Source organism: Pseudomonas sp. GW821-FHT02A08 (assembly GCF_059422045.1).
Genome location: NZ_JBWKWD010000032.1, coordinates 60,030 through 71,605 on the forward strand (window position 1 = coordinate 60,030; position 11,576 = coordinate 71,605).

Annotated in this window: 9 protein-coding genes; 7 read left to right on the plus strand and 2 right to left on the minus strand. The window is 60.2% G+C overall.

Features of this window, described 5'->3' with window-relative positions:
- Positions 1-104: 104 nt before the first annotated feature.
- Both AC07W4_RS20970 and AC07W4_RS20975 read right to left on the minus strand, forming a co-directional pair.
- A complete protein-coding gene (locus tag AC07W4_RS20970) occupies positions 105-1,004 on the minus strand; it encodes a D-hexose-6-phosphate mutarotase (protein WP_495033815.1) in 900 nt (299 codons plus the stop codon).
- 69 nt (positions 1,005-1,073) lie between these two features.
- Complete coding sequence (locus tag AC07W4_RS20975) at positions 1,074-1,478, minus strand: acyl-CoA thioesterase (RefSeq protein ID WP_007942704.1); 405 nt, start codon at positions 1,476-1,478, stop codon at positions 1,074-1,076.
- 363 nt (positions 1,479-1,841) lie between these two features.
- Between AC07W4_RS20975 and AC07W4_RS20980 the strand changes: the two genes are divergently transcribed.
- From AC07W4_RS20980 to AC07W4_RS21010, 7 genes are all read left to right on the plus strand, one after another.
- On the plus strand, positions 1,842-3,140 hold the full coding sequence (locus AC07W4_RS20980) for an MFS transporter (protein WP_495033816.1): 1,299 nt from the start codon (positions 1,842-1,844) through the stop codon (positions 3,138-3,140).
- 255 nt (positions 3,141-3,395) lie between these two features.
- Positions 3,396-4,397 carry a phosphate ABC transporter substrate-binding protein PstS gene (locus AC07W4_RS20985; protein ID WP_495033817.1) on the plus strand — a complete coding sequence of 334 codons (1,002 nt, stop codon included), beginning with the start codon at positions 3,396-3,398 and terminating at the stop codon, positions 4,395-4,397.
- A 411-nt stretch (positions 4,398-4,808) separates the two neighbouring features.
- Complete coding sequence (locus AC07W4_RS20990; RefSeq protein ID WP_495033821.1) at positions 4,809-6,842, plus strand: ABC transporter permease subunit; 2,034 nt, start codon at positions 4,809-4,811, stop codon at positions 6,840-6,842.
- A gap of 15 nt (positions 6,843-6,857) precedes the next feature.
- A complete protein-coding gene (pstA, locus tag AC07W4_RS20995) occupies positions 6,858-8,528 on the plus strand; it encodes a phosphate ABC transporter permease PstA (RefSeq protein WP_495033818.1) in 1,671 nt (556 codons plus the stop codon).
- Between the two features lie 179 nt (positions 8,529-8,707).
- Positions 8,708-9,541, plus strand: a complete 834-nt coding sequence (gene pstB / locus AC07W4_RS21000) for a phosphate ABC transporter ATP-binding protein PstB (protein WP_007971742.1) — start codon at positions 8,708-8,710, stop codon at positions 9,539-9,541.
- 109 nt (positions 9,542-9,650) lie between these two features.
- Complete coding sequence (gene phoU, locus AC07W4_RS21005) at positions 9,651-10,412, plus strand: phosphate signaling complex protein PhoU (protein WP_008045526.1); 762 nt, start codon at positions 9,651-9,653, stop codon at positions 10,410-10,412.
- A 168-nt stretch (positions 10,413-10,580) separates the two neighbouring features.
- Positions 10,581-11,483: a response regulator gene (locus tag AC07W4_RS21010; protein WP_495033819.1), complete on the plus strand. Its 903-nt coding sequence runs from the start codon at positions 10,581-10,583 to the stop codon at positions 11,481-11,483.
- The last annotated feature ends 93 nt before the right edge of the window (positions 11,484-11,576 follow it).

Genomic DNA, 11,576 nt, shown 5'->3' on the forward strand with positions numbered 1-11,576 from the left:
GGAGCGAGCTTGCTCGCGAAGGCGGTGTAACAGGCAACGATGATGTTGAATGTTATGGCCCCTTCGCGGGCATGCCCGCTCCCACATTGGTTTGGTGGTGTTGCTTAGAGAGAGTTGCTGCCGACACTCACGCCTAGCGTATGGCTGGCACCCGGCACCAGGTTCACTACGTCGTCCATCACGTTCGCCGTTTCGATGCACAGCATGCGCTGCCAGCCGTCGTCGGCCATGTCGCTGAACGCGGCGGCGCGGTCGATCCACGGGTTCCAGATCACCGCCGTACGCGATCCGCTGCTGGTCAGTTCGATGCGTCGCTCCCAGGCCGGATCGACGATGCTCAACTGCGGCGGAACGTTGAGGTAGATGCGATCGGTCTCGCCGGTAAAACGCAGATCACCGGACTGTAGTTTGATTTTCCAGTCTTCCAGGGTTTCGATGTAGCTCAAACCATCCACGCCTTCGACATGCACTTCGCGCACATCGCTGACGGCAAAGTAACTGTGCAACGCCTGGCTGATGCTGACGGTTTCAGAACCCCGGTTGTGGCTGGTCAGCTGGATGTGCAGTTGCTCGTCGAGGCGAATGCTCAGCGTCAAGTCCACCTGGTGCGGCCAACCGGGAAAGCCGCCGTCGGGGTAGGGCAGAAGGAATTCGACCTTCAGGCTTTCGCCTTCGGCTTCGATGCCGCCCAGTTCCCAATCCATCGCTCGCACGAAGCCGTGAGCCGACGGCGCTTCACCGCTGACACGCATCGCCTGCACGCTTTTCGGGTTGCGGTCGAAGTTGCCGAACCACGGCCAGCACACCGGCACGCCGGCACGGATGCTCTTGCCGGTCTTGAACACGGCCTCGTCGTTGAGCCAGATCAGCGGCGGCTGGCCGGCCAGTTGATAACTGAGGATGTGCGCACCTTGCTGGGCCACCAGTAATTCGGCCTGACCGTGGCGGATGCGCCAGCAGTTCAGTTCATCCAGTTTTACGGCTTCAACATTGGGCGTGCTCATGGGACAGCTCTCGATCAGTAACGTGGACGACTATCGACCGCAAAACGGCTACCAGGTTTAGAAGCTCTTTCAGCGAGCCCGTGGTGGAACCGAGCGGGTGCGGCCGCTGCCGTCGATGGCAACGAACACAAACACCGCTTCGGTTACTTTACGCCACTCGCTGGACAGTGGATCGTCGCTCCAGACCTCGACCATCATCTTGATCGAGCTGCGGCCGATTTCCAGGGCCTGGGTATAAAAGGAGAGCTGAGCGCCTACCGCCACTGGAACCAGGAATGCCATGCGGTCGATTGCAACGGTGGCAACGCGCCCGCCGGCGACCTTGCTGGCCATCGCGGTGCCTGCCAAGTCCATCTGCGCCACCAGCCAGCCGCCGAAAATATCGCCAAAGCCGTTGGTTTCGCGTGGGAGCGCGGTGATTTGCAAGGCCAGGTCGCCTTGCGGGATCGGATCTTCTTGTTCGAGCTCTATCATTCCGGGGGTGCCTCTGACCCGTGACTCTTCGTTGGTATTGCTGGTGGTAGCCGTCTTCGGGAAAAACGATTCAGCACCGAACATACTACGTTCGTCACGTTTTCCATAAGGCGCCTAAAGGGAAACTCTGCGAAATCGCCTATGAACCTGACAGGCGCTTTCGCACAGCAACCCCTCAAAAACCGGAGCAGGCTTTGAGTATATCGGTCGGTAGACTCCGCGACGACCGTCCGGTTCTCATTTTGACTGTCAAAAACGCACCTCTATGTGCTTTTTCGAACAATTTGCTATCGTGCCGGACCTGCCCAAACCTCAGCCAGCGTTGTTGAGGTTGCAGATCCGACTATAAGAGAAGCCCTTGCCATGACCACAGCGCCCTCGAGCATCGCGCAGCCAGACCAACCCGCACGTCCGCTGACCCGCAACGACTACAAGACTCTGTCGCTGTCTGCCCTGGGCGGCGCGCTGGAGTTCTACGATTTCATCATCTTCGTGTTCTTCGCCACGGTGGTGGGTAAGCTGTTCTTTCCGGCGGACATGCCTGAATGGCTACGCCTGATGCAGACCTTCGGCATCTTCGCCGCTGGCTATCTGGCGCGGCCGCTGGGCGGCATCGTGATGGCGCACTTCGGCGACCTGCTGGGCCGCAAGAAAATGTTCACCCTGAGCATTTTCATGATGGCGGTGCCGACCCTGATCATGGGGTTGCTGCCGACTTATGCGCAGATCGGCATGTGGGCGCCGATCCTGCTGCTGTTGATGCGGGTGATCCAGGGCGCGGCCATTGGCGGTGAAGTGCCGGGGGCGTGGGTCTTCGTTTCCGAGCACGTTCCGCAACCTCATGTCGGATACGCCTGCGGCACCCTGACCAGCGGCCTGACGGCGGGCATCCTTTTAGGCTCCCTGGTCGCCACGGCGATCAACAGCATTTATACCCCGGTGGAAGTGGCGGATTACGCCTGGCGAATCCCGTTCCTGCTGGGTGGCGTGTTCGGCCTGTTCGCGGTGTACCTGCGTCGCTGGTTGCACGAAACCCCGGTGTTCGCCGAGCTGCAACTGCGCAAGGCCTTGGCCGAAGAAGTACCGCTGCGTGCGGTGCTGCGTGACCATCGTGGCGCCATCGCCATTTCGATGCTGCTGACCTGGCTGCTGTCGGCCGCCATCGTGGTGTTGATCCTGATGACACCGACTGTGTTGCAGACGGTCTATCACTTCTCGCCAACCACGTCCCTGCAGGCCAATAGCGTGGCGATCGTGTTCCTGAGTTTTGGTTGCATCATTGCCGGCGCACTGGCCGATCGCTTCGGTGCGGGACGAGTCTTCGTGATCGGCTGTACCGCGCTGCTGGCCAGTTCCTGGAGCTTTTATCACAGCCTGGCCGATCATCCCGACTGGCTGTTCCCGATGTATGCCGTGACTGGTCTGCTGGTCGGCACCATCGGCGCAGTGCCCTATGTAATGGTAAAGGCCTTTCCGCCGGTGGTGCGTTTCAGCGGTCTGTCGTTCTCCTACAACGTCGCCTACGCGATTTTCGGCGGCCTGACGCCGATGATTGTCAGTCTGTTGCTCAAGGAGAGTGCGATGGGGCCTGCTTATTATGTGGCGGTGCTGTGTGGGGTGGGGATTGTGGTAGGTGCCTACCTCTGGAAGAAAGGGCGTTGATCGACCTTTCGTATCGACTGTACTGACGCCTTCGTCGGATCGCCGCCCGGAGCAAGCCCGCTCCCACATTGGTTCTGTGTTCGCCGCAGATCCCCTGTGGGAGCGGGCTTGCTCGCGAAGAACGATAACGCGGTATTACCTGGAAACACTGAATACTGGCCTTTCATCCAATTGTCATATTTCAGCCATAGAGTGTTCACACGGCCTGCTGATACTTGGCCCCGAATAACACACCCTATCTGCTAGGAGTAAGGCATGAAACTGAAGCGTTTGATGGCGGCAATGACTTTTGTCGCTGCTGGCGTTGCGACTGCCAACGCGGTTGCCGCTGTTGACCCTGCTATCCCGAGCTACACCAAGACCACTGGTGTGTCGGGCAACCTTTCCAGCGTCGGCTCCGATACCCTGGCCAACCTCATGACCCTCTGGGCTGAGAACTACAAAAAAGAATACCCGAACGTAAACATCCAGATTCAGGCCGCTGGCTCCGCCACTGCGCCACCTGCGCTGACTGAAGGCACCTCCAACCTGGGCCCGATGAGCCGCAAGATGAAGGACACCGAACTGGCTGCCTTCGAGCAGAAGTACGGCTACAAACCAACCGCTATCCCGGTTGCCGTGGACGCCCTGGCTGTATTCGTACACAAGGACAACCCGATCCAGCACCTGACCATGGAACAGGTCGACGCGATCTTCTCGTCCACTCGTCTGTGCGGTGCCAAGACCGAAGTCAAAACCTGGGGTGACCTGGGCGTGACCGGCGACCTGGCCAACAAGCCGGTTCAACTGTTCGGTCGTAACTCGGTATCCGGCACCTACGGCTACTTCAAGGAAGAAGCTCTGTGCAAGGGCGACTACAAGCCTAACGTGAACGAGCAACCAGGTTCGGCTTCGGTCGTTCAGTCGATCAGCTCCTCGCTGAACGGCATCGGTTACTCGGGCATCGGCTACAAGACCGCTAGCGTGAAGACTGTGGCCCTGGCCAAGAAAGGCAGCCAGGACTTCATCGAAGACACCGAAGAAAACGCCCTGAACGGCAAGTACCCGCTGTCCCGCTTCCTGTACGTGTACGTCAACAAAGCCCCGAACAAGCCTCTGGCCCCGCTGGAAGCCGAGTTCGTGAAACTGGTTCTGTCGAAACAGGGTCAGGAAGTTGTAGTGAAAGACGGTTACATCCCACTGCCGGCCAAGGTTGCTGCAAAAGCACTGGCTGACCTGGGTCTGGCGGAAGGCGGCGCTGACGTCGCAAAAAAGTAACAAATTGAGTCCGAGGTGAACCCCTCGGACTCACATGGGGGCGGCAGGTGCCGCCCCCATACACCTCTAATTCTCTATCCGCTGCTGGTTATCGCTAGCGGCGGATTTGTTGCGTCACTGCATTGTCATCTTTCTGTCATACAGGATCGCTAGGGTGTGCGCATGAATGATCTGGCCAATTCCAACATGACTACTAATCCCCCCAAGCGAATTGATTTCAATACGCCTGAGCTACAACGCAAGCGCCGCATTCGCGCGCTCAAAGATCGCCTGACCCGCTGGTACGTCCTTGTTGGCGGCCTCGCTGTTCTGGGCGCGATCACCTTGATCTTCTTCTTCCTTGCCTACGTCGTCGCGCCCCTGTTCCAGGGTGCCAGCCTGACGTCCAGGGACGCCATCACGCCCGCCTGGATGCAAGACGCCGGCAAGCCGCTGATGATCTCCCTGGAAGAGCAGAACCAGGTTGCGATGCGGATTTCCGACAAGGGCCAGGCATTGTTCTTCGACATCGACAGTGGCGCCGAACTCAAGCGCGTCGATCTGTCGATCCCGGCCGGCACCACCGTGACCTCCATCGGGGAAGACCAGCCGGGTCACCCGCTGGTGGCGGTGGGCCTGTCCAACGGCCAGGCCCTGGTGTTCCGTCATACCTATAAAGTCAGCTACCCGGAAGGCAAGAAGACCATCACCCCGGCCATCGAATACCCGTATGGCGAAGCGCCAATCGCGGTGAACGAAGCCGGTGGCGCGCTGGAGCACGTCAGCCTCAACGCCAACGATTCGACCCTGATGCTGGTCGGCTCCACCGGTTCGCAACTCAATGTTCTGTCGCTGACCAGCGAAGAAAACATGATGACCGGCGAAGTCACCAACGAGCAGAAACGCATCGAACTGCCGCAGATGAACGAGCCGGTGAAGAATATTTTCGTCGACCCGCGTCAGCAGTGGCTTTACGTGGTCAACGGGCGCGCCCAGGCCGACGTGTTCAGCCTGCGCGACAAGAGCCTCAACGGTCGCTACAAACTGCTTGAAGACGGTGAAGCGCAAGTCACGGCCAGCACTCAGCTGGTGGGTGGTATCTCGCTGATCATCGGTGACTCCAAAGGTGGCCTGGCCCAGTGGTTCATGGCTCGCGATCCGGATGGCGAACAGCGTCTGAAACAGATCCGCACCTTCCAGATGGGCACCACGCCTATCGTTGAAATCACAGCCGAAGAACGCCGCAAGGGCTTCGTTGCCCTCGACGCTTCCGGCAAGCTCGGTGTGTTCCACAGTACCGCGCACCGTACCTTGCTGGTGGAGCCGGTCGCTGAAGGCCAGGGCATTTTCGGTCTGTCGCCTCGTGCCAACCGCGTGATCGTGGAAGCCGGCGGCAAGTTGCACCCGCTGCTGCTCGACAACCCGCACCCGGAAGTCTCGTGGAGCGCACTGTGGAGCAAGGTCTGGTACGAGAACTACGACGAGCCAAAATACGTCTGGCAATCGACCGCCGCCAACACTGACTTCGAACCCAAGCTGAGCCTGTCGCCGCTGACCTTCGGTACCCTGAAAGCCGCGTTCTACGCCATGCTGCTGGCCGCTCCACTGGCCGTTGCCGCTGCGATCTACACCGCGTACTTCATGGCTCCGGGCATGCGCCGCAAGGTCAAGCCGGTGATCGAGTTGATGGAAGCGATGCCGACGGTGATCCTCGGTTTCTTCGCCGGCCTGTTCCTCGCGCCGTATGTGGAAGGGCACTTGCCTGGCATCTTCAGCCTGCTGATGTTGCTGCCGATCGGCATCCTGGTCGCCGGTTTCACCTTCAGCCGCCTGCCTGAGTCGATCCGCCTGAAAGTCCCGGATGGCTGGGAAAGTGCGCTGCTGATTCCGGTGATCCTGTTTGTGGGCTGGTTGTCGCTGTACATGAGCCCGTTCATGGAGAACTGGTTCTTCGGTGGCGACATGCGCATGTGGATCTCCCACGACCTGGGCATCACCTACGACCAGCGCAACGCCCTGGTGGTCGGCCTGGCCATGGGCTTCGCGGTCATCCCGAACATCTACTCGATCGCCGAAGACGCCGTGTTCAGCGTGCCACGCGGTCTGACCCTGGGCTCCCTGGCCCTCGGTGCCACGCCGTGGCAGACCATGACCCGCGTGGTGATCCTCACCGCGAGCCCGGGCATCTTCTCGGCACTGATGATCGGCATGGGCCGTGCGGTCGGTGAAACCATGATCGTGTTGATGGCCACCGGTAACACTCCGGTCATGGAAATGAACCTGTTCGAAGGCCTGCGCACCCTGGCGGCCAACGTTGCAGTGGAAATGCCCGAATCGGAAGTCGGCGGCAGCCACTACCGCGTGCTGTTCCTCTCGGCGCTGGTGCTGCTGTTGTTCACCTTCGTCATGAACACCCTCGCGGAACTGATTCGTCAGCGTCTGCGCAAGAAATACTCGTCGCTTTAAGAAAGGTAGAAGTCTGTGAAACAGAACTCCCTGAAAGGATGGTTCAAGAGCGGCGCCCCCGGCGTCTGGATCAGCGGTGGCGCGGTGTCCATCGCGGTCATCATGACCATTGGCCTGCTGGCAGTGATTGCCGTGCGTGGCCTGGGTCACTTCTGGCCGGCGGATCTGATCCACGCCAGCTACGACGTGCCGGGCCAGGGCCAACACCTGGTCATTGGCGAAGTGGTGCAGAAAGAAGAAGTACCCCGTGCCCGCCTTAAGAGCGCCGGCCTGCCGGTGCCTGACGAAGGCCCGGAGTTCATGACCCGCGAGCTGATCAAGGTCGGCAACCGTGACCTGAACGGCAACGACTTCACCTGGATCGTCGGCGAGTGGCTGACCAAGCAGACGACGCCGCCGGAGCTGATGGCCATCGAGCGTCGCGAGTGGGGCAACTTCTACGGTTACCTGGTCAACGTCAAACAGGACGGCAAGGTTGTCGCCGAAGGCGAAGCCGCATGGCCTGAGTTGCAAGCCCGTGTCGAGCGCGTCAACAAGCTGGCCGCACAGCTCAAGAACCTGGAAAAAACCGACATCGGCGCGATCAACGCCGGTCTTGAGCGCGTCCGCTTGCACGGTCGCAAGCTGGAGCTGGATGGCAAGCTCGACGCCACCGCACAAGCGGACATGGAATCGGAGCGCGCCGAACTCAATGCCCGCTATCAGGATGTGGAAGCGCGCCTGAACGATCTGCATGCGCAGTTCAATCGCGACAGCCTGACCGCCCGCGATGCGAACGGTAAGGAAATTGAAATCGGCATCGGCAAAGTGGTTCACGCCTACCAGCCGAACGCCATGAGCACGACCACCAAGATCGGTTTCTACTTCAGCAAGGTCTGGGAGTTCCTGAGCGACGACCCGCGTGAAGCGAACACCGAGGGCGGTATCTTCCCGGCCATTTTCGGCACCGTGATGATGACCCTGATCATGGCGATGATCGTGACCCCGTTCGGCGTGCTGGCGGCGGTGTACCTGCGTGAATACGCCAAGCAGAACGCGCTGACCCGGGTGATCCGCATCGCGGTGAACAACCTGGCAGGTGTTCCGGCCATCGTATATGGCGTGTTCGGCCTGGGCTTCTTCGTCTATGTGCTGGGTGGCTCGCTCGACCGTCTGTTCTTCCCGGAAGCACTGCCGGCACCGACCTTCGGTACGCCGGGTCTGCTCTGGGCTTCGCTGACCCTGGCGCTGCTGGCGGTGCCGGTGGTGATCGTGGCCACCGAAGAAGGCCTGGCGCGGATTCCTCGTACCGTGCGTGAAGGCTCGTTGGCCCTCGGCGCGACCAAGGCTGAAACCTTGTGGAAGATCGTGCTGCCGATGGCCAGCCCGGCGATGATGACCGGCATGATCCTCGCCGTGGCTCGCGCCGCGGGTGAAGTGGCGCCGCTGATGCTGGTGGGTGTGGTGAAACTGGCGCCGTCGCTGCCGGTGGACGGTAACTACCCGTACCTGCACCTGGACCAGAAGATCATGCACCTGGGCTTCCACATCTATGACGTCGGCTTCCAGAGCCCGAACGTCGAAGCCGCGCGACCGCTGGTGTACGCCACGGCGCTGCTGCTGGTGCTGGTGATCGCGACATTGAACCTGTCGGCGGTGTACATCCGTAACCACCTGCGCGAGAAGTACAAAGCTTTGGACAGCTGATTTCCAATGTGGGAGCGGGCTTGCTCGCGAAAGCGGTGGGTCAGGCAACATTGATGTTGAATGTGCCGGCCTCTTCGCGAGCAAGCCCGCTCCCACACTGGACCGCGTCCACCGGAATATTGATGGGAACTGCAACAAGCAGCGTTCCGAACCGAATTTGTTAGCACAGGGAGCCTCCCATGCAGCACGAAGCACATACCCACGGCATCAACATGTCGGCGTTGGGTCGCGACAAACAGAGCCTGAATCTCGAACAGGAAACCGTAGCCATCGAAGTGCCGGGCCTGAGCCTGTTCTACGGCGAAAAACAAGCGCTGTACGACGTCAGCATGAACATCCCGAAACAGCGCGTGACCGCCTTCATCGGCCCGTCCGGCTGTGGCAAGTCGACGCTGCTGCGTACCTTCAACCGCATGAACGACCTGGTTGACGGCTGCCGCGTTGAAGGTGAGATCAACCTGTACGGCAACAACATCTACCGCAAGGGCGAAGACGTGGCCGAGCTGCGTCGTCGCGTCGGCATGGTGTTCCAGAAGCCCAACCCGTTCCCGAAAACCATCTACGAAAACGTGGTCTACGGCCTGCGCATCCAGGGCATCAACAAGAAGCGCGTGCTCGATGAAGCCGTCGAGTGGGCGTTGAAAGGCGCGGCACTGTGGGACGAGGTCAAGGACCGTCTGCACGAGTCGGCACTGGGCCTGTCCGGTGGTCAGCAGCAGCGTCTGGTGATCGCCCGCACCATCGCCGTAGAGCCGGAAGTGCTGCTGCTCGACGAACCGTGCTCGGCACTCGACCCGATTTCCACGCTGAAAGTCGAAGAGCTGATCTACGAACTGAAATCCAAGTTCACCATCGTGATCGTGACCCACAACATGCAACAGGCGGCGCGGGTGTCCGACTACACAGCGTTCATGTACATGGGCAAGCTGGTCGAGTTTGGCGACACCGATACCCTGTTCACCAATCCGGCGAAGAAGCAGACCGAAGACTACATCACTGGTCGCTACGGCTAGCAGCAGCCACGAGCCGCAAGCTTCAAGCGGCAAGTCAGGGCGGTTCGGGTACAACACATCAGCTTGCAGCTTGTAGCTTGCAGCTCACAGCTTTTGCGGAGCAGACAACATGATTTCTAAGGAAGGCCTTACACACCACATCTCCCAGCAGTTCAACGCCGAACTGGAGGAAGTGCGCAGCCACCTCCTGGCCATGGGCGGGCTGGTGGAAAAGCAAGTCAACGACGCGGTGACCGCGCTGATCGAGGCCGATTCCGGCCTGGCCCAGCAGGTGCGCGAGATCGACGACCAGATCAACCAGATGGAACGCAACATCGACGAGGAATGCCTGCGCATTCTGGCCCGTCGTCAGCCGGCGGCTTCCGACCTGCGCCTGATCATCAGCATTTCCAAGTCGGTGATCGACCTGGAACGCATCGGTGACGAAGCGACCAAGATCGCCCGTCGCGCCATCCAGCTGTGCGAAGAAGGCGAAGCGCCGCGTGGTTATGTGGAAGTGCGCCACATCGGCGACCAGGTGCGCAACATGGTCCGCGATGCACTGGACGCCTTCGCCCGTTTCGACGCCGAACTGGCCTTGTCGGTGGCGCAGTACGACAAGATCATCGACCGCGAATACAAGACCGCCCTGCGTGAGCTGGCCACCTACATGATGGAAGATCCGCGTTCCATTTCGCGGGTGCTGAGCATTATCTGGGTACTGCGTTCGCTGGAGCGTATCGGCGATCACGCGCGCAATATCTCGGAGCTGGTGATCTACCTGGTACGCGGCACCGACGTGCGGCACCTGGGTCTCAAGCGCATGAAGGAAGAAGTCGAAGGAACAACCGGCGAAAGCGCTAATGTTCCGGGCAAAACTGACGATAAGTAAGGTTGCCCAAGTAAAGCGCCCGGCCCTTTGGCCGGGCGTTTTTGTTTGCGCTTCACGAATTCGAAAAGCAGCACCCCGCGAACGAAAAGTCCGGCGTGACTGAAGGTTTTTGGCAAAGTGCCATCAGCAAAGCGGTATGCTGGCCGGGATTTTTTAAAGGGGTTTTGGATGAGTAAGGTCAGTGTGTTGGTCGTGGACGACGCGTCGTTCATTCGTGACCTGGTGAAGAAGTGCCTGCGCAATTATTTCCCGGGCATGCGGATCGAAGATGCAATCAACGGCAGAAAGGCCCAGGCCATGCTGGCCAAGGAAGCCTTCGACCTGGTCCTGTGCGACTGGGAAATGCCGGAAATGTCCGGCCTGGAACTGCTGACCTGGTGCCGCGAGCAAGACAACCTCAAAACCATGCCTTTCGTGATGGTGACCAGCCGTGGCGACAAGGAGAACGTCGTCCAGGCGATCCAGGCCGGGGTATCCGGTTACGTCAGCAAGCCATTCACCAACGAACAATTGATCACCAAGGTCAAGCAGGCGCTGCACAAGGTCGGCAAACTCGACGCCTTGATCAATGTGGCCGCGACCAAGACCAGCCCTGCATTCGCTAACGACTCCCTCGCCGCCCTGACCGGTGGCAAGGCGCCCGTCGTCACGCCAACGGCCGCGCCCGCACCGTCCAAAGGCTTGCTCAGCAGCCCGCCGGTCAAGGCGCCTGCGGCCTCTTCGGCACCCACCAGTGGCCGTGGCCAAGGCCAACTGCGTTTGCCCAACGGCATCACCCAATGCGTGATCAAGGCCTTGAGCCTCAAGGAAGCCCTGTTGGTGGTCAAACGCACCGAGGCCCTGCCGCAGATCCTCGACAGCGCCGTGCTGGACCTGGAGCAGGGCGACAACGCCGAAATCGCCCGTCTCAACGGCTACTTGCATGCCGTCGTGGCCCACGAACCGAAGCCCGACAGCGACTGGCTGCAACTGACCTTCCGCTTTGTCGACCAGGATGCACAGAAGCTCGATTACATCTCGCGCCTGATTGCACGGGGGACGGCGCAGAAGCACTTCATTCCTGGCGCTTGATACAGCGTTATCTGCTAGTCCGTCTTCGCGAGCAAGTCGAGTCGTCGCACCGCCGCTCCCACATTGGAATGCATTCCAATGTGGGAGCGGCGG